Here is an 18,442-nt window from a genome sequence, read left to right as displayed (position 1 = left end):
TCAACAGATTGGTTATCGATAAACATATAGCGATTATAATAATGGCGGTGAATATGAGTTTAGAGTATGCGCTGATTAATGATACCAGCTGGCAGAGCCAAACAGAGTGGCAGACGCCAGATACTCCTTTTATGTCATTCGCTTTTTGGCAAGCAATGACTGATACGGGGGCAATTGGTGAACATACAGGGTGGCTACCAATATTTATTATGGTACATCGTGTTGTTGTTGATGCTAATAGTGCGGATAACACCAATACTTTAGTAGACAGCGCGGCAGAAGATACATTGCAACCTGTGGCTGTCATGCCAGTATTTATAAAAGGCCATCATCGCGGTGAGTTTGTATTTGATCATGCATGGGCTGAAGCTTATGCGCGCTACGGTGTTGATTATTATCCACGATTGGTCACTAGTTCACCATACACACCGATTACTGGTCAGCGAATTTGGCTGGCAAAAAGTGAAACTTTAAGCGAAGACATCCTAAAAACTGCCATGGCAGGTATTGATGATATCGCTCAACAAGTAGGTGCTTCAAGTTGGCATGGACTGTTTGTGACACCTGGTTTAGCTTCTATTGCCACTACATCTATGCCAACTGAAATTGATGTGGAGCTTGCGATAGCTGCTCAAGAAAACGGCGTAGAGTCAGCTGCTATTGAGCTACCGATATTTGAACGACAAGGCTGCCAGTTCTTATGGCAAAATAAAGACTTACTTAATGACAGCAAGCCATTTGCAGATTTTGATTCGTTTTTAATGACCTTAAGAGCCAAAAAGCGAAAAACCATTCGGGCTGAGCGCCGTAAAGTTGCCGAGCAAGGTATTAGCTGTCAGCGAAAATGCGGTGATTCTATTAGCGATGCTGACTGGAAGGCTTTTTATCATTGTTATGTGATGACCTATGCAGTACGCGGGCAGCAGCCTTATCTGACGTTAGACTTTTTTATGGCATTGGCAGCGAGCATGCCTGAGCATATAATGCTTGCGCAAGCACTCGATGCCAGTGGTGAGATTATCGCGAGTAGTTTGTTCTTATATGATAAACCTGATAGCGATAGTATTGATGTTGATAATAATACCACCTTGTATGGTCGTTATTGGGGTGCGCTAGGCGAGTATGACAGCTTGCATTTTGAGCTGTGCTATTACCAAGGTATTGAGTTCGCTATTGAGCAAGGATTAATGTCTTTCGACCCAGGTACGCAAGGTGAGCATAAACTGGTACGTGGTTTCATTCCAACGACGACACACTCTATCCACCGTATCTATGATCCGCGTTTTGTACCAGCGATTGGTGATTTTTGTACCAGAGACCGGATGCATATGGCGCAGTATCGTCAGCAGGCATTCGAAGCTTTACCTTTTAATGCAGACAACATGCCTGAATTTGATGGCAAGGACTCATAACGGTAATCAGCTTTTATTAACTTTGCTTCTATTTGCAAACATCTTCTAACTATCAAACAATCATTAAAGAATACTCGCCATAAACTATGACCAGCAACTCTTTCAGCTCCATTAGCGATCTACCTCCTACTGAACTTATACCTTGGCTAAATGCCGAAGGCTCTCTCACTGCTATATTAGAAGAGAAGGCAGGGCAACCGCTGCGTGTAAAACGCAGCTTTGAAGGCTATCGTTCGTTAACTTTAAGACAGAAAAGGCAGCTGGGCGTACAAGGTATGATGCTCAATCGTCCACTGCTGGCATGGGTACGTGAAGTTCAGTTGTATGGCAATGATGAAGCGCCGTGGGTGCAAGCACAAAGTATCTTTCCTTTGAACAGCTTAAAAGGTCAATCACGCCGTTTGCAACATTTGAAAAATACGCCTATCGGCTACGTGCTATTCAAGCGTCGCCGTACCTTGCCAAATGAGCGCTTTATCAGTCATACCAGTGACGGTTGGCAACGGCAAACGCGTTATGATTGGTATGGTCGCATGCTCATGATTAGCGAAACGTTCTTACCCGCCTTTTTATCTGGTGACCTGTAAAAATATTTTATGGCTAAATCAGCATAGAAAGGGAAATTAGCGAAAATTTTAAGCAGGTAAATACTTTATTTTATTGGCTATTTATCTATGTTATATGGCCATTTAATTCCCTCATCTTAAGGTGAGGTTTTTTTGCGTTCGCAGTACAAATTTTCATGTTACACTTGAGCTTTCGTGATGATATCGACGTAAATGTACATCGGTTTTATTGACGAATCAGTCAAGTTGATAACAGGTCACTCGTCTGTATTTATTCTTATTTTAATCTTTGCTAATAGACTCCATTCACAATAATGGTCATACCATAAAACAGATTACAGAAAGACAGCGTGCAGAGGTATCAAGCATACTTCGAGCGACGTTGACGCAGTAGTTGTTTTATTGTGGGCAGGCTATAAGCTTCTTTTCAATGACGTTTTTTAATGACAGTCACTACTTAGGACATCACTATGTTTAAAGATATTTCTATCAAAGATTTTGATCCAGTACTTGCTGAAGCGATGGCCGCAGAAAGCGTTCGTCAAGAAAACCACATCGAGCTTATCGCCTCTGAAAACTACTGCTCACAAGCAGTGATGGAAGCTCAAGGTACTGACCTTACCAACAAATACGCAGAAGGCTATCCTGGCAAGCGTTATTACGGTGGTTGTGAGCATGTGGACGTAGTTGAGCAATTGGCGATTGACCGTGCTAAAGAGTTGTTCGGTGCAGAATATGTGAACGTTCAGCCACACTCTGGTAGCCAAGCAAACTCAGCGGTATTTCTAGCATTGCTAGAAGCAAATGACACCGTACTAGGCATGAGCCTAGACGCTGGTGGGCACTTGACGCATGGCGCGCACATCAACTTCTCAGGTTTGAACTACAATGCGGTTCAGTATGGCTTGGTAGATGGTACTGGCTTAATTGATTATGACCAAGTAGAGAGCTTGGCGCGTGAGCATAAGCCAAAAATGATTATTGCTGGTTTTTCGGCATACTCACAAGTAGTCGATTGGCAGCGTTTCCGTGACATCGCAGACGAAGTAGGTGCGTATTTATTGGTCGATATGGCTCACGTTGCTGGTCTAGTTGCAGGCGGCGTCTATCCAAACCCAGTACCATTTGCTGATGTGGTTACAACGACGACGCACAAAACTCTACGTGGCCCTCGTTCAGGTATGATTTTGTCTCGTGATGAAGTGCTTGCTAAGAAACTAAACTCTGCTGTATTCCCGGGCAACCAAGGCGGCCCATTGATGCATGTTATCGCTGCCAAAGCGGTTTGCTTCAAAGAAGCGTTAGAAGACAGCTTTTCTACTTATCAGCAGCAAGTAGTAAAAAATGCACAAGCGATGGCAAAAGTGGTTCAAGAGCGCGGCTATGAAGTTATCTCTGGCGGTACTGAAAACCATCTCATGCTGATCAGTCTCGTTAAGCAAGAAATGACGGGTAAAGAAGCGGACAAATGGCTTGGCGAAGCTCACATCACTGTGAATAAAAATGCTGTACCAAACGATCCAAAATCACCATTTGTGACTTCTGGTATCCGTATCGGTACACCAGCCATTACTACTCGCGGCTTCAACGAAGCACAAGCGGGCGACTTGGCAGGTTGGATTTGTGACGTGCTCGACAGCCGCGGTGATGAAGCGGTTGCTACTGAAGTACGTGGCAAAGTAGAAGCAATCTGCAAAGAGTTGCCAGTTTACGAAAAAAACCAGTAAGTTTAATTTTGTACTGATTTAAACGGCGTTGATTAAACGTTGTATAACAAAAAAACCGCCTAGCTTCTGCTAGGCGGTTTTTTTGTTGTTACTTTCTATAAACCTTAGATTATTTAACGTGAACCTTTACTGCTATTGTCATCTAGCATTTTTAATTATAGTTAAATTTGTTATTTATACTCAAAATAAATGTCAATATTTTTCTATAAATATAGTGAGTCTGACTCATTTTGGTTATCAAATTCAAAGCACTAAGTTGATCTTTTTTAGAAAAATATAAAAATATTTTTGTTTATGTAAAACTATTAGTATATAGTCGATATTGAGAATTTAGTAATAATACTGATACAAAGTGCAATAAATAATTACACTTTGTATCAGTATCGCTGTAAATGATTATATGAATATTATTTTCAATAAAGGAATTTACATGAAAAGACAATATTTAGTTACAATGATGCTGTTGCTCAGTACTACTTTTGCGCAAGCAGCAGAACAATCAGGTTTAGCCGCATTTGGTGCTGGCCTCGATACCTTTATGGCCAATATATTTGGCTGGTTCGTCGATCTTATTTTCTTCTCAGTACCTCTTGGCGATGTCAGCTTTCCGCTCATCGTAGGTTGGTTATTAGTTGCAGCACTCATATTTACTTTCTACTTTGGCTTTATTCAGTTTCGTCTCATAGGGCTATCTCTAGATATTGTCAGAGGTAAATATACTGATCCAAACCCTGCTACAAAAGAAGAAGGTGAAGTTAGTCATTTCCAAGCTTTAGCGACTGCGCTATCAGGTACCGTTGGTCTTGGTAATATTGCCGGTGTGGGTGCGGCACTCGCCATTGGTGGACCTGGCGCTACCTTTTGGATGATTATGGTTGGCCTGTTCGGCATGGCATCCAAGTTTGTAGAGTGTACGTTAGGTGTCAAATATCGTACGATATTGCCCTCTGGTGCCGTATCGGGTGGACCTATGTACTACTTGAGCCGCGGTATGGCTGAACGTGGTATGGGCGGATTTGGTAAGCTGTTAGCCGTTGGTTTTGCACTCATGACTATATTGGCGACTTTTGGTGCTGGTAACATGTTTCAGGGTAACCAAGCCTTTGCAGTCATGAGCTCTACTTTTAGCATTCCAACGGATTACAGTATATTCTTTGGTATTGGCTTAGCATTTTTAGTTGGTATGGTTATCATCGGTGGTATGCCTCGTATTGCAACCGTTACCGAAAAAGTCGTCCCCTTTATGGCTTTATTGTATATCACAATGAGTGTCATCGTACTGGTTGCAAACTTCAACCATATCGGCGCCGCCTTTGGTGAGATTTTTACGGGTGCTTTCACGGGTGCTGGCGTGGCTGGCGGTTTTATTGGTGCATTAATCCAAGGTTTGAAACGTGCAACTTTCTCTAACGAGGCGGGTGTTGGTTCAGCCGCTATTGCTCACTCAGCGGTAAAAACCAAAGAGCCTGCTACTGAAGGTTTGGTAGCGCTGTTAGAGCCTTTCATTGATACGGTTATTATCTGTACTATGACGGCGCTCGTTATTACTATCTCTGGGGTGAACACTGCCGCAAACTTGCAAACGCAAGCTATTACTGGTGTGGATCTAACCCGTGCCGCCTTTATGCAGACCGCGCCAATTTTTCAGTACTTCTTAGCCATCGCTGTAATAATGTTCGCTTTCTCAACGATGATTTCGTGGTCATATTATGGCCTAAAAGCTTGGACTTACCTGTTCGGTGAAGGTAAAGCGGGCGAGATAATATACAAACTTATCTTTTTGGTCTTCGTCATTATCGGTACCATCGTACAGTTTAGCTTTGTTATCGACTTCTCAGATGCAGCTTTATTTGCTATGGCCATCTTTAACATCATCGGTTTGTACTTCTTAATGCCAGTTGTGAAAAAAGAGGTTCAATCTTTCGTTGCTCGTGTGAAGAGTGGCGAAATCAAGAAGTATAAATAATAGGTTTGGTGGAACACTCTATTATAATTTGATAATCAAAAAAACCGCTTAGCTTTTGCTAGGCGGTTTTGTTATATGGGTTTATAAGTAAGCCATCAAGCGGATAATAGAAGAATATTAACCACTAAGCTGGCTTAATGCCAATGCCAATATCAGGCCAATAGTTGCACTGATACCCGCCCAATGATTGCCTCGTTTAAAAGCCGTCGGAAATACTTCAGTCGCAAGTGACGCAATCACAGCGCCAGCTGCAAAACAGTCGATGGCACTGATCACGCCTTTATCAACGTCTTTGAGCAGTACTTTACCTAGAATAGCTGCAAGCGACAATAAGACTGCCGCCCCAACCCAAAGCATTAATATCTGCTTATGACTGTTGCCGTTTTTACGCATTTCTTTGGCACCGCCCGCTGCCTCTGGTAGATTAGACAACAAAATAGAACCGGCCAGTGCAGCAACTTGCATCACATTACCGCTTAGCAGCGACACTCCCAGCGCTAGGTTTTCGGGTACACCATCTAGGGTGATAGCCGCTAACAGCCCAGCACCGCCTTTCGAGTTCAGTTTTTCATCAATCAGATAATCAGTACCAGCAAACACCAGCGCACCCATGAGCGTAAAGGCTGCTGTCATCAGAACGCCGCTCTCTGTCACAGCAGGTTGTACCAACTCAATCACCACAGATATCATTAGCGCACCGCCTGCGATGGCGAGCAAGTTGCCTTCCATCCAGCTAGGCAAATGACCGTATAAGCCCCAAAGAGCACCTATAATAAGTGTACCTGATACCACGATAATAACTGCAAATATCAACATAGTACGTTCCTTTTTTAACCACACCTATTGAGAACGGTTCGCGGTTTTCAAGACATTATAGTTTGCGTAACAGGCAGGTAGCGTTTGCGTGTTGCTCGCATTGAGTAAAACTGCACGCAAAATAAAACCCCAACCATATAAGTTGAGGTTTTGAGTTTTTAAGTTCAACTAAATAGCTTCTGGTGTTATATAACCTGCATATTACATAAATGGCAACTTGGTAAATATCTGCAGTATCGTGGCATTAACAATATCCACAAAGAACGCGCCTACCATTGGTACGATTAGGAACGCTTTAGGCGAAGGCAGATAGCGATCGGTGACTGCCTGCATATTAGCAATCGCTGTCGGTGTCGCACCCATACCAAAACCACAATGACCTGCTGATAATACAGCTGCGTCATAATCTTTACCCATGATTTTAAAGGTAATCAGATAGACGTAGATAATCATGATAATAGTTTGTACAACCAATATGATCAGCACAGGGCCTGCCAAATCAGTCAGCTGCCATAGTTTTAAAGACAATAATGCCATGGCCAAGAATAGACTCAAAGATGCATTACCAAATACATCAATCGAACGGTCAAACATATCAAAATTGAAAACCATCGTTAGTACATTGCGAATGATGACACCGCCTGCTAGTGCCCATACGAACGTAGGAAGCTCAAACCATGTACCTTCAGCCACCATGGTCATCACATCGGCAAACGCCAATGCCGCTGCAAATAGCGCCAAAGTCTCGATAGTAGAAGAAGCAGTAATAAAGCGCATGCTATCAGGTCTTTCAAAGATATCTTTATTGCTATTAGCAGACTCTTCATCATGCTTGGTACTATATAACGACTGCGCACCAGCAACTTTTTCGATATCACTAGGATCAGGATTGGCTGGCGTTGGTTTTAGGCCAAGTCGATTGATCAAGCGACGGGCAACAGGGCCACCAACGATACCACCCGCGACCAAACCATAAGTAGCAACCGCAATACCAAGTGTCGTTGCACCGACCACACCATAGTCTTGTTCTAACGTAATACCCCAAGCGCCTGCCGTACCATGACCACCTGTTAAAGCGATAGAGCCTGTAACCAAACCGAGCAGCGGGTCAAGTCCTAACGCGCTTGCCATAGCGACACCGACGATGTCCTGTAAGACAATGAACAAGGAAACGACGATAGTGAAAATTAATAAAGGCGTACCACCTGCTTTCAATCGACTAAAATCAGCACTTAGCCCAATAGAAGCAAAGAACATCAGCATGGTAGCTGTCTGTAAACCTTGATGGAAATTAAAGCTATATCCCCAAACCATATTGAGAGCATAGACAACAATTGCCGCGACCAAACCACCAGCAACAGGTTCTGGAATATTAAAGTCTTCTAAAAACTTGACTCTTCTGACCAAAAAGCGTCCAAGCAATAGCACCAAGGTGGCCAATATCAGAGTGTAATAACCGTTTAAGGTAATCTCCATAGGTTAATCCTTTCTATAAAATGAAGTAACCTGAATTCGGGATAAATGTGGCTTTATCTCGAATTCAGGTTGTTGTATTCATGATTGAGTATGTGGGCGTGTCAAACACTCGGCCAGTACACTGAAAAGTAGCTATGTAGACAATACCTATGCAGACAGTTTTTATTCAAGCGGCACAATAATCCATAGCTGCGGCTTGCCAAACGTCTGATAGGCCTCTTCAATGATGGTTTTGAAAACATTAAAATCTTCAGTGTTTATTTTTTTTATAACTGTCAGATCTAATATCAAATGACGAGCATCACTATCAGTCAAACAGTCCCATGCACTGTCCCAGTTGTATGAAAAATAACTGGGGAAATCACAGGCTGTAGCCAGACTGGATAGTAAGGCGGTTTTATCAAGTGAGTCACCCACGCGTATGGTAACAGCCTCAGTTGGAATGCTGGCATGAAGTGCTGTACCGTTTTGGTTAATGTGGTCTTGCTTAATATAATGTATGGCTTGGCTCATATTATTTTACGTCCAGTTTTTTGAAGCTGTCATAGTGGTCAACAGTTAGGTAATAAACGGTAGGTGGATAGCCACCAGTGACGATACGCCGTGCACCGCGATGCGATACGCCAGGGGTGGGTACGGTATATTCACGATAGTAGCCTTGAGACTGAGTAGGCAATCGGCCTTCACGATTATAAAAGGTCGTGCCGTCTTTGTTTGGATAAGGGAAGGGTCCACCTTGCTTGATCAACATGATGGTCTTATCTATTTGTGCATCACCCGTGACGGAAGAGGCTGGCACTTGGTTTGAGCTGCCTGATGAAGTTTGAGATATAGCGGTGGGCGCTGCGTCATCCGAAAAAGCAGTCGACTTTATATCATCAAAGAAATAAAACGCGACTGCGATAATAGCGATGAGGCTAAATAAGGTAGATAGCGGGCTTTTCTTGTTTCGATTGCTATTTTGACTGCTGCTGTTTGAGTTATGAGTGCTGCGATGGCTATTTTTGCTAGTGTGAGTAGATTTATAGTTTGGAGCATTTGATGCAGTGTCCTGATCAAGGTTCAGCGAAGATGAGGTTACCTCAGTGGCTCTCAATTGATTTTTGTCGTTACGGGTACTGTTGAAGTAGACGTCTTGTCCAACCGTTATAGGCTTTGCTAATCGTGCTTTGCTAATATGAAAGAATACATCTTCATTTTGATTATCTACATCGATAAAGCCATAGCCTTTATCTTCATTCCAGTGCTTAATCTTGCCACTTTGCATGTTTGTAATGCTCCCTATAGTGTAAACGTCTATAACTCAAATACGTATGATTTAAACGAAGAAACGCCAGCATAATTGCTGACGTTTCTGATTACTCTTATTGATAGACGATACTGGCGTAATTACGCACGAGTTTCGCCATGACCATAAACAATCCATTTTTGTGAAGTCAGGCCTTCGAGGCCGACAGGACCACGAGCATGGATCTTATCCGTTGAGATACCAATCTCAGCGCCGAGTCCGTATTCAAAACCATCAGCGAAACGGCTAGAAGCGTTAATCATCACGCTGGCCGAATCCACTTCACGGATGAATCGTTGAGACTTGGTATAGTTGTCTGTAATGATAACATCGGTATGATGACTACCGTGCGTATTGATATGCTCAATTGCTTCATCAATACCTGAGACTACTTTTACCGCTAGGATAGGGGCTAAATACTCAGTATCCCAGTCCTCCGTAGTGGCAACTGATAGATGCCCTTCAAGTTTGGCGTTTTCATTTAGAATGGCTTGTGACTGGTCATCGAGGCGTAGTTGCATGGCATCATCAGCATCGATGATAGCCTCTGCAATTTTAGGCAATAGCTCATTAGCGACAGCTTCATCAACCAGGAGTGTCTCCATCGTATTACAAGTACCGTAGCGATGCGTTTTGGCATTGACACTGACTTTGATGGCAGTCTCAGCATCTGCATCACTATCGATAAAGGTATGGCAGTTACCATCTAAATGCTTGATCACAGGCACTTTTGCATCGTTACTAATACGTGCAATCAGACCTTTACCACCACGTGGCACGATAACATCGACATATTCAGTCATAGTAATTAGCTCGCCAACGGCCGCACGATCGGTCGTCTGTAGCACCTGTACGCTATGTTCCGATAGGTCAGTATGGCTAAGTCCTTTGATAATGCATTTAGCAATCGCTTGATTAGATTCAAATGCTTCAGAACCACCGCGCAAGATAATCGCGTTGCCTGATTTGAGCGCCAACGATGCGGCTTCTAACGTTACATTAGGACGTGACTCATAAATCATACCGACCACACCCAGTGGTACACGCATTTTGCCTAAATGAATACCAGATGGGCGATAGGTCATGTCAGTGACTTCACCAATAGGATCAGGAAGTCCAGCGACGTCTTTAAGACCTTGAAGCATACCGTTGAATCGTGCTTCGTTTAATTCCAAGCGATCGAGGAGTGCGCTATCAAGATTATTTTTTTGACCATTATCCATATCGATTTTATTGGCAGCCAAAATGTCTTGTTTAGCATTGACTAGCTCATCATGAATGGCCATGAGTGCTGAGTTCTTATCACCAGTGTTGGCAGCAGCGAGTGCGCGAGAAGCAGCTCTTGCTTGCTTACCAACAGACTGCATATAGGTCGTAATATCTGTAGTATTTGTTTGACTCATAAATTATTTTCCTTATGTAATACAGGTTTTCTTAAATAAAGGCGCTCAGTTTATATAGGTAAAAGTCTCTAAACAGGAGAAAAATGTCGCAAAAAAAGAAATTTTGAATGCCTACTTAGATGGCGATAGGTCATTATGCTATTTAACATAGAGCAGATGAGGTCGATAGTAAAGTTGATTTTGTGAATAGAACCCGCGTTGCAACAATCTTATACGTACCTATTGAAAACATATTATTCATGTTAAATAGATTCTTTAAAGTAGGCGCGTTATCAGTACTACACTATATCTTTACGTGTTTTTAACAGAATTGTGTTGTAAATACTAAGGTAGCTACAGCATATCCTCAGTATAGTAAGTACTAAACAGCAAGGCTATTTATAGCTAGTACTTAATCTTATTATAATGAATGATGGAGAATGAACATGGCTACTACAAACAAAACAATTAAGAGTTGGATAACAGTAGGTTTGGTTACGAGCGCACTGGCCCTAAGTGCGTGCGGTAAACAAGACGAAACACCAATGGAGACTGAAACAGATACCGCAGTGGATGCGCAAACTTCTGTAGAAGAAACTGCGTCAGCGAGTGGATCTGATGATGTGGCTGTGGCTAGTGCCGATGATGAAGGTGTTGACGTTACTAATAACGACGACGTGGCAGTTGCAACAGAAGAAGACACAGATATGCTAGATGGCACCGAAGACTCAGAGCACGTGTCGACGTACTAGTTGCATAGTATAGGGTACATTAACTGCATACTTTAAAAGACAGTTATCAGATAACACAACGTCTCTTATTCTAAAGTGATAAAATAAAGCCCAGAGCGATAAACTCAGTCTGGGCTTTTTTTGTATTAATGGTTTCTCGTATGCTGATTAACCCGTTGGTTAAAGACAGTATTTGCCTTTTTACTGCGTAATAAGAGACAATATGACATTTTTCTCTTTGCCTTATCAGGCATATTACGATAATGCTCTAGATGTATATACTATATAGGTATAGCTATATAGCGCTCATTTTATTCGTGTTTTCACTCATATTTATTGGAAGTCTGCTGAACCATGCTTGATACTGCAAAAAACCCGACTCGGCCTATCGCCCTAGACTTACAAGACATCCATAAAAGCTACGGCTCGTTAGAAGTATTAAAGGGAGTATCCCTAACTGCTTATGATGGTGATGTTATCTCTATTTTGGGCTCATCTGGCTCAGGTAAGTCGACGTTGCTGCGTTGTATTAACCTTCTTGAAAACCCCAATCATGGTCGTATCTTGATCGGTAACGAAGAGCTGATGCTAAAACCTGCCAAATCAGGTGAACTACAAGCGGCAGAAGTGAAGCAATTAGAAAGCTTACGTGCTCGCGTCGGATTTGTGTTTCAGAACTTTAATCTGTGGCCGCATAAGACGATCCTACAAAACATCATCGAAGGGCCAACGCAGGTCCTAAAAATTAAGAAAGCCCAAGCCATCAGTGATGCGGAAAAACTACTCGACAAAGTAGGTCTACTCGACAAAAAAGACGCTTATCCTGCAAATTTATCTGGTGGTCAGCGTCAACGTGTCGCGATTGCTCGTGCGCTTGCTATGCAGCCACAAGTTTTATTATTTGACGAGCCAACCTCTGCGCTAGACCCTGAACTGGTCAACGAAGTGCTTGCAGTAATGCGCGAGCTAGCAGAAGAGGGGCGTACGATGCTTATCGTCACTCACGAAATGCGCTTTGCCCGTGAAGTATCAAGTAAAGTCGTCTTTTTGCATCAAGGGGTAGTTGAAGAGATTGGTACACCTGAGCAAGTCTTTGATAACCCTACCTCTGAGCGCGTCAAAGACTTTATGGCGTCACACCGTCCTACCTAATTTTTTGTCTAATATTATGGTGGCAATACCTTTGCCACTATCTTTCCTGCCGAATACAAAATTACTTCAACGTAACCATTGTTGACTATTTATTACCCAATGATAACTATGAGTATGCAAAACGTTTGTTTTTGATATTTTACTCAGGTATTATCAAAAGGTTTATAGACCGTCACATCTCGTGGCTGTCTGCCTTTCTGCTATCTATATTGCTTGTCTGGCAGGGACGTCAGAGAACAAAATATCAGAACCCTAAGCCAGAAAATCCTGTCAAAAACTTATGTTAAAACCCATCAGAATTTAAGGAACGTATGATGTCGAATTCTCGCCTATTGTGGTCGTCGATGACCGTTACTGCTGCATTGATGTTGAGCGCTTGTAGCCAACCTGCCGATGAAACCGCCGATACCAATGCTGACGCTCCTGCAGCAGAAACCACTGGTAAAACCATCCGTATCGCCACCGAGGGCGCTTACCCTCCATTCAACTACACCAACGCTGATGGCAGCTTGGCAGGTTTTGATATCGATGTTGCCAATGCTTTGTGTGATCAAATGCAAGCCAATTGTGAAATCGTTGCACAGGATTGGGACGGTATTATCCCAGGTCTATTAGCACAAAAATATGATGCGGTAATTGCTGGTATGTCTATCACCGCTGAGCGTCAAGAAAAAGTAGACTTCAGCGAGCCGTACTTTGCCAACACGATGGTATGGCTGACCAACACTGATGGTGACTTTGATCCTATGGCGATCGAAAACGTAACGCTTGGTGGTCAACGTTCTACTACGCCTGGAGCTTATCTACAGGATAACTACGAAGGTAAAGGTGGCAATACCGTTCAATTATACGATAACTATGATAACGCTTATTTAGACCTAAAATCTGGTCGTAGCGATGCTGTATTGGCTGAAAAAGTATCTGCAAAATCATGGTTAGTAGATAACTCAGAAGGTTTTGGTATCGTCGGTGATGAGATTGATAACGATGACAATATTGCCATTGCTGTCCGCAAAGATGACTCACTTAAAGCAGAGTTTGATAACGCGCTTAGCGAAATCCGTAGCAACGGTGAGCTAGCACGTCTAGAACAAGCCAATTTTGGTCAATAAATTTGTGTGTCTAGAGAACATAAACCAATATAGTAAAGGATAGTAAAAATGACAATTTCAATGACATCATCAATGGGTAAAAAAGTATTATGGCTAGCACCACTTAGCGCAGCAATGCTAATGTTGGCAGGTTGTAACGATAGCTCAGCACCAGCAGAAAATACTGAAGCTAATACCGCTACTGAAGCGCCCTTGGATCTTAAAATCGCTACAGAATCAAGCTTTAAGCCTTTTAGTTACACCGATGCTGAGGGTAATCTAATTGGTTATGAGATTGAGCTGGTTGATGCCTTGTGCGAAGAGATGAATGCAGAATGTGAAGTTATTTCTCAAGATTGGGATGGACTGATTCCAGGGCTAAATGCACAAAAATTTGATGCAGCTATTGCTGGTATGTCGATCACTCCTGAGCGTAAAGAAGTAGTTGATTTTAGCGACCCATACTTTCACAGTGGTATTATCTTAATCGGTAAAAAAGGTGATGATATTAGTGTTGATGAGCTAACAGGTCAACCAATTGCATCACAGCGTTCAACGGTTTCATCACAGTATTTGCAAAACGAGCATGACGATGCTGACATCAAGCTTTATGATACTCAAGATAATGCCTATTTAGATCTGACATCAGGTCGTGTGCGCGCGCTTATGTCTGACAAAGTAGTGGGCGTTGATTGGTTAAAAACTGAGGCAGGTCAAGAATACGAAATCAAAGGTGACGAGATCAGTACTGATGATGATGCAATGGGTATTGCATTCCGTAAAGGCGATCCGTTAGTTGCTAAATTTAATGCGGCATTGGCTGAGCTAAAAGACAACGGCACCTATGATCAAATCACTGGTAGCTATTTTGGTACTAGTTCCACTGCTGCTGCTCAAAAAGCAGTGGACACTGATGATGTTGAAGAAGAAGCGCCAGCTAACTAATACGATATCTAGCAGTTTGACTGCTATTGTTTAAAGACGTGTTGTTTACTCAAGTAAAAACCAAGGATGATCATGAGCAACCAGTGTGCCCCAATCTATACCACGACTGACAAATTCAATGTGAATATGACCAGACGTCTGTCTATGTCATTGCTTGCGCTAGCGACAGCCTTTACCGTTGCTGGCTGTAGCAATAACCAAGAGAATGCGACTGATACCAATTCAGAGGCTACCGAAGCAATGGCAGCCTCTACAGATGAGGTATTACGCATCGGTACAGAGGGGGCATATGCACCTTTTAACTATACCAATGCTGATGGGACCCTTGGTGGCTTTGATGTTGAGATAGCAAATGCACTCTGTACGGATATGCAGGTAACTTGCGAGGTTGTAGCGCAGGACTGGGACGGTATTATCCCCGGTCTAAAAGCGGGTAAGTATGATGCGATTGTGGCGGCGATGTCGGTCACACCAGAGCGCGCAGAGCAGGTCAGCTTTACCGATCCTTACTTTAGCAATGCCTTGGTTTTTTTAGCAGAAAAAGACAGCAGCTTTGACCCTAGCAACAACAGCGATATCGACTCTCACTCTATTGCTGCACAGCGTTCGACCATTTCATCACAGTGGCTAGAAGATACGTATCCAAAAGCCGATATGAAGCTTTATGATACGTTGAGCAATGCATTTTTAGATCTTGGTTCAAACCGTGTCGATGCGATGATTTCTGATAAGCTGCCTGCAATAGAATGGCTGAGCTCATCTGCTGGCAGCAAATATGCACTAAAAGGTGATGAGATTGATATCAATGATAACTTTGCGATAGCGGTACGCCCAGGTGATCCGTTACAAGCGAAGATTAATCAATCTCTTGCTAATCTAAAAGCAGACGGTACTTACGATAAAATCAATCAAAAGTACTTTGCGGTACCAGTGTCTGAAACGGGCACAGTGGGTGAAGACGTAGAGCCAAATACTAGTGAGCAACCAACGTTAGAAGCGGCTAGTTAATAACTAACAGCAGTCAAAAATAACAGTCAAAAAATATTGTTTCGATTAATAAAAGGATATCGCCATCATGGTGATGTCCTTTTTTATTGGTGATTACGTCATCAAATATAAATCGTCATCATTCATCATTTTTGCTCAAATTTAGTTGGTTTATTGTAGGCTTCTAGAGGTAAGTGTCTGTTTAAGTACAGCTTAGGCTCAGCTTTTACGCGTCAGTATTAACATCACAGCGAGTGAATATGATAAAATCAGCGCTCATTTCTACTGTGTCAATTATCGCAGCGTTAATCGTATTCTTCTGACGTCATTTTTTGACGCCGACCATCCCTATTGATTTGGTATAAAATACGGTGTTTCGCCGCGTTCAGCTATTGATGCTGATTCTTTTAACTCATATTTTGCAAATTGCTAATATAAAGAGACTGAGTGGATAATCGTGTTTGATTTACAAGGATTTGGCGCGCTTTTATTAAGCGGCGCTACCGTCACCATACAGCTAGCTGTGACCAGTCTGATAATTGGTCTGGGCTTAGGCTTGCTCGGCGCAACTGCCAAGATGTCCAATATCTGGTTGCTACGTAAACTTGCGACTGTCTATACTGCGACGATGCGCGGTATACCTGAGCTGTTATTGGTGCTCTTTATTTATTATGGCGGCTCTATCTTATTGATGAGCATTCTCAAAAAGTTCGGCTATAACGACTATGTCGAAATTAGCGCTTTTTGGGGTGGTGTCATGGCGCTGTCTATTGCTTTTGGTGCGTATGCGACTGAGATTTTTCGCATGTCCATTCAGGAGATTCCAGTAGGACAGCGAGAGGCTGCCCAAGCGATTGGTATGCGTCCTTTGCAGACTTTTTATCGCATCACGTTGCCGCAAGTATGGCAGATTGCTTTACCAGGTTTGGGTAATTTGTTTTTGGTATTGCTCAAAGATACTGCATTAGTATCGGTCGTGGGTCTCAAGGACATCATGTATCAGTCATCGCGTGCGGCACAGTCAACGCAGCAGCCATTTACCTTTTATATGGCAGCAGCGCTTATTTATTTGGGTCTGACCATGTTGATTACTGGATTTATGATGTGGCTTGAGTGGCGCGCCAATCCTGCGGCACGCTATGCCAAGAAGATAAGTCGTCAATCCACTCACAGTCAATCGACCATAGGATAGAGGAGAGATACTATGGATTGGAATTGGCAGGTCATTTTTGACCATATCCCTGATTTATTAGGTGGTGCGGTATTGACCGTACAGCTGGTATTATTTTCAGGTGTGATTGGATTGCTGTTCGGTTTGGTCTTGGCATTGCTACGACTGTCTAAGAGTTGGGTGGTACAGATACTACCGTTTCTGTATATCTTCTTTTTCCGTGGCACGCCGCTGCTGGTACAGATATTTCTGATTTACTACGGTTTGGGTCAGTTCGAGGCTGTACGCGAGTCGTTTTTATGGGAACCAGTACTTAGCCAAGCATATTGGTGCGCCATCATCGCCTTTACCCTTAATACCAGTGCTTATCTAGCAGAAATCATACGCGGTGCGATTCAGACGATTCCTATTGGAGAGCTTGAAGCCGCTGACGCTCTTGGTATGTCAAAATGGCAAAAGCTAACACGTGTTACGCTACCGCGCGCATTTGGTATTGTGATTCCAGCGTACAGTAACGAAGTTATCTTTATGCTAAAAGGTAGTGCGCTAGCTTCGACTATTGCATTGATGGATATCACAGGTGTCGCTCGTACAATTAGTGCGCGGACTTATACCTTGATGGAGCTATTCTTTGCCGCTGGTATCGTCTATCTACTACTGTCATGGGTTATCTTGTTTAGCTTTAGACTTTTCGAAAAGCGTATGAACCGTCATGCCAGTTATGTACCACCAGATGTCGTGACCAATACGATTTCATAGTTAGCAGTTAGCAACTAAAAATCGTCACAGTTACTGTAGACAATATAGTATGGACTACTGATAAAATAGCCATCATTTACAGGGAGAGTCTAGTATGAGCCAATCACCACATAAGTCATTAGCTAACACCATTGCAGCTGGTGTTGTTGCCGAGCAGGGTGCTATCAATCATAATGAAAGCCTGCGTGCTTCTATTGGTAAAGTTGTTTGTGTTGGTCGCAACTATGCAGCACACGCTGCAGAGTTGGGCAATGAAGTACCAACTACGCCGATACTGTTTATGAAACCTGCGTCTTCAGTGGTCTCTATCCATAGTGATGTGGTTCGCCCAAGTCCAGAGCTACTTGGCGAGACTCATTATGAAGCCGAGCTATGTATTCAGCTATCAGCTGACTTATCTATGGCGACAATTGAGCAGGCTCAGCAAGCGATTGGTGGCGTGACATTGGGACTGGATTTAACCTTACGTGATTTGCAAAGCAAACTAAAGGAAAAAGGTCATCCGTGGGAGCGTGCCAAGTGTTTTGACGGAGCCTGCGTACTTGCTGATTGGCTTGACCCACAAGCGTTTGGTAATCTGCAGAATGTACAGTATCAGCTGTCTATCAATGATAAATTAACGCAAGATGGCGATAGCGCCTTAATGCTGTTTCCTGTCTATGAATTGCTCGTTAATATTAGCCATGCATTTAACTTGCAAGCAGGTGATGTGATTATGACTGGCACGCCAAGCGGTGTTGGTGTGTTGCAAGCAGGTGACAAGCTTCAGCTAAAATTGGGTGATCATGAGTGGGTATCACAAGTACAGTAAGCTTTTTTGCGATAACAGATGTATATTTAAAACCCCGAGCCATTGCTTGGGGTTTTTGTTTTTAAGCTTTTGTATTTATTTCTTAAATTTGCCAACTGAAAAATCATTCTATCTTTAAATTAATCTATTTCTCAATCATCATTAGTACAGTCGATTGTCATC

17 protein-coding genes are annotated in these 18,442 nt (G+C 42.8%); 12 read left to right on the top strand and 5 right to left on the bottom strand.

Translation table 11 applies throughout. The features are described from left to right. The first annotated feature begins 53 nt into the window (after positions 1-53). From ACT3QQ_RS01240 to ACT3QQ_RS01225, 4 genes are all read left to right on the top strand, one after another. Positions 54-1,412, top strand: coding sequence for a GNAT family N-acetyltransferase (locus ACT3QQ_RS01240; RefSeq protein ID WP_444526588.1), 1,359 nt, complete (start codon positions 54-56; stop codon positions 1,410-1,412). 86 nt (positions 1,413-1,498) lie between these two features. Then, on the top strand, positions 1,499-1,999 hold the full coding sequence (locus ACT3QQ_RS01235) for a chorismate--pyruvate lyase family protein (protein ID WP_444526587.1): 501 nt from the start codon (positions 1,499-1,501) through the stop codon (positions 1,997-1,999). Between the two features lie 449 nt (positions 2,000-2,448). Next, positions 2,449-3,705, top strand: a complete 1,257-nt coding sequence (gene glyA / locus ACT3QQ_RS01230; RefSeq protein ID WP_444522173.1) for a serine hydroxymethyltransferase — start codon at positions 2,449-2,451, stop codon at positions 3,703-3,705. Positions 3,706-4,135: 430 nt separating this feature from the next. Further along, the gene (locus ACT3QQ_RS01225; RefSeq protein ID WP_444526586.1) at positions 4,136-5,671 is read left to right on the top strand and encodes an alanine/glycine:cation symporter family protein; all 1,536 of its coding nucleotides are present in this window, start codon (positions 4,136-4,138) and stop codon (positions 5,669-5,671) included. Between the two features lie 117 nt (positions 5,672-5,788). On the opposite strand, the gene ACT3QQ_RS01220 is transcribed toward ACT3QQ_RS01225, so the two are convergent. The 5 genes from ACT3QQ_RS01220 to ACT3QQ_RS01200 all read right to left on the bottom strand — a co-directional run bounded on the left by ACT3QQ_RS01220 (position 5,789) and on the right by ACT3QQ_RS01200 (position 10,654). Further along, positions 5,789-6,487, bottom strand: coding sequence for a ZIP family metal transporter (locus ACT3QQ_RS01220; RefSeq protein ID WP_444526585.1), 699 nt, complete (start codon positions 6,485-6,487; stop codon positions 5,789-5,791). A 201-nt stretch (positions 6,488-6,688) separates the two neighbouring features. After that, complete coding sequence (locus tag ACT3QQ_RS01215; RefSeq protein WP_444520989.1) at positions 6,689-7,963, bottom strand: sodium/glutamate symporter; 1,275 nt, start codon at positions 7,961-7,963, stop codon at positions 6,689-6,691. A gap of 162 nt (positions 7,964-8,125) precedes the next feature. After that, positions 8,126-8,476 carry a barstar family protein gene (locus ACT3QQ_RS01210; RefSeq protein ID WP_444526584.1) on the bottom strand — a complete coding sequence of 117 codons (351 nt, stop codon included), beginning with the start codon at positions 8,474-8,476 and terminating at the stop codon, positions 8,126-8,128. A gap of 1 nt (position 8,477) precedes the next feature. Beyond that, positions 8,478-9,230, bottom strand: a complete 753-nt coding sequence (locus tag ACT3QQ_RS01205; protein WP_444526583.1) for a ribonuclease domain-containing protein — start codon at positions 9,228-9,230, stop codon at positions 8,478-8,480. A gap of 122 nt (positions 9,231-9,352) precedes the next feature. Beyond that, positions 9,353-10,654: a glutamate-5-semialdehyde dehydrogenase gene (locus ACT3QQ_RS01200; protein WP_444526582.1), complete on the bottom strand. Its 1,302-nt coding sequence runs from the start codon at positions 10,652-10,654 to the stop codon at positions 9,353-9,355. A 425-nt stretch (positions 10,655-11,079) separates the two neighbouring features. Between ACT3QQ_RS01200 and ACT3QQ_RS01195 the strand changes: the two genes are divergently transcribed. The 8 genes from ACT3QQ_RS01195 to ACT3QQ_RS01160 all read left to right on the top strand — a co-directional run bounded on the left by ACT3QQ_RS01195 (position 11,080) and on the right by ACT3QQ_RS01160 (position 18,280). Then, positions 11,080-11,385 (top strand): hypothetical protein, encoded by a 306-nt coding sequence (locus ACT3QQ_RS01195; protein WP_444520985.1) that lies wholly within the window; start codon positions 11,080-11,082, stop codon positions 11,383-11,385. Between the two features lie 333 nt (positions 11,386-11,718). After that, positions 11,719-12,516 carry an ABC transporter ATP-binding protein gene (locus ACT3QQ_RS01190; RefSeq protein WP_444522166.1) on the top strand — a complete coding sequence of 266 codons (798 nt, stop codon included), beginning with the start codon at positions 11,719-11,721 and terminating at the stop codon, positions 12,514-12,516. Positions 12,517-12,827: 311 nt separating this feature from the next. Further along, a complete protein-coding gene (locus ACT3QQ_RS01185) occupies positions 12,828-13,628 on the top strand; it encodes a transporter substrate-binding domain-containing protein (protein ID WP_444522165.1) in 801 nt (266 codons plus the stop codon). Between the two features lie 48 nt (positions 13,629-13,676). Continuing rightward, positions 13,677-14,552: a transporter substrate-binding domain-containing protein gene (locus ACT3QQ_RS01180; protein WP_444526581.1), complete on the top strand. Its 876-nt coding sequence runs from the start codon at positions 13,677-13,679 to the stop codon at positions 14,550-14,552. Between the two features lie 126 nt (positions 14,553-14,678). Then, positions 14,679-15,560 carry an ABC transporter substrate-binding protein gene (locus ACT3QQ_RS01175; RefSeq protein WP_444526676.1) on the top strand — a complete coding sequence of 294 codons (882 nt, stop codon included), beginning with the start codon at positions 14,679-14,681 and terminating at the stop codon, positions 15,558-15,560. A gap of 436 nt (positions 15,561-15,996) precedes the next feature. After that, positions 15,997-16,731 carry an ABC transporter permease gene (locus tag ACT3QQ_RS01170; protein WP_444526580.1) on the top strand — a complete coding sequence of 245 codons (735 nt, stop codon included), beginning with the start codon at positions 15,997-15,999 and terminating at the stop codon, positions 16,729-16,731. Positions 16,732-16,743: 12 nt separating this feature from the next. Then, positions 16,744-17,469, top strand: coding sequence for an ABC transporter permease (locus tag ACT3QQ_RS01165; RefSeq protein ID WP_444526579.1), 726 nt, complete (start codon positions 16,744-16,746; stop codon positions 17,467-17,469). 181 nt (positions 17,470-17,650) lie between these two features. Continuing rightward, positions 17,651-18,280 (top strand): fumarylacetoacetate hydrolase family protein, encoded by a 630-nt coding sequence (locus ACT3QQ_RS01160; protein WP_444526675.1) that lies wholly within the window; start codon positions 17,651-17,653, stop codon positions 18,278-18,280. The last annotated feature ends 162 nt before the right edge of the window (positions 18,281-18,442 follow it).

The sequence above is a fragment of the Psychrobacter sp. AOP7-A1-24 genome (assembly GCF_052376235.1).
GTDB lineage: Bacteria > Pseudomonadota > Gammaproteobacteria > Pseudomonadales > Moraxellaceae > Psychrobacter.
This window is presented reverse-complemented; position numbering and strand designations above follow the sequence as displayed.

What these genes read in the sequence shown, in the direction of transcription:
- ACT3QQ_RS01240 (WP_444526588.1), top strand. Translation starts at nt 54, where the DNA reads ATGAGTTTAGAGTATGCGCTGATTAATGATACCAGCTGGCAGAGCCAA.
- ACT3QQ_RS01235 (WP_444526587.1), top strand. Translation starts at nt 1,499, where the DNA reads ATGACCAGCAACTCTTTCAGCTCCATTAGCGATCTACCTCCTACTGAA.
- glyA (WP_444522173.1), top strand. Translation starts at nt 2,449, where the DNA reads ATGTTTAAAGATATTTCTATCAAAGATTTTGATCCAGTACTTGCTGAA.
- ACT3QQ_RS01225 (WP_444526586.1), top strand. Translation starts at nt 4,136, where the DNA reads ATGAAAAGACAATATTTAGTTACAATGATGCTGTTGCTCAGTACTACT.
- ACT3QQ_RS01220 (WP_444526585.1), bottom strand. Translation starts at nt 6,487, where the DNA reads ATGTTGATATTTGCAGTTATTATCGTGGTATCAGGTACACTTATTATA.
- ACT3QQ_RS01215 (WP_444520989.1), bottom strand. Translation starts at nt 7,963, where the DNA reads ATGGAGATTACCTTAAACGGTTATTACACTCTGATATTGGCCACCTTG.
- ACT3QQ_RS01210 (WP_444526584.1), bottom strand. Translation starts at nt 8,476, where the DNA reads ATGAGCCAAGCCATACATTATATTAAGCAAGACCACATTAACCAAAAC.
- ACT3QQ_RS01205 (WP_444526583.1), bottom strand. Translation starts at nt 9,230, where the DNA reads ATGCAAAGTGGCAAGATTAAGCACTGGAATGAAGATAAAGGCTATGGC.
- ACT3QQ_RS01200 (WP_444526582.1), bottom strand. Translation starts at nt 10,654, where the DNA reads ATGAGTCAAACAAATACTACAGATATTACGACCTATATGCAGTCTGTT.
- ACT3QQ_RS01195 (WP_444520985.1), top strand. Translation starts at nt 11,080, where the DNA reads ATGGCTACTACAAACAAAACAATTAAGAGTTGGATAACAGTAGGTTTG.
- ACT3QQ_RS01190 (WP_444522166.1), top strand. Translation starts at nt 11,719, where the DNA reads ATGCTTGATACTGCAAAAAACCCGACTCGGCCTATCGCCCTAGACTTA.
- ACT3QQ_RS01185 (WP_444522165.1), top strand. Translation starts at nt 12,828, where the DNA reads ATGATGTCGAATTCTCGCCTATTGTGGTCGTCGATGACCGTTACTGCT.
- ACT3QQ_RS01180 (WP_444526581.1), top strand. Translation starts at nt 13,677, where the DNA reads ATGACAATTTCAATGACATCATCAATGGGTAAAAAAGTATTATGGCTA.
- ACT3QQ_RS01175 (WP_444526676.1), top strand. Translation starts at nt 14,679, where the DNA reads ATGACCAGACGTCTGTCTATGTCATTGCTTGCGCTAGCGACAGCCTTT.
- ACT3QQ_RS01165 (WP_444526579.1), top strand. Translation starts at nt 16,744, where the DNA reads ATGGATTGGAATTGGCAGGTCATTTTTGACCATATCCCTGATTTATTA.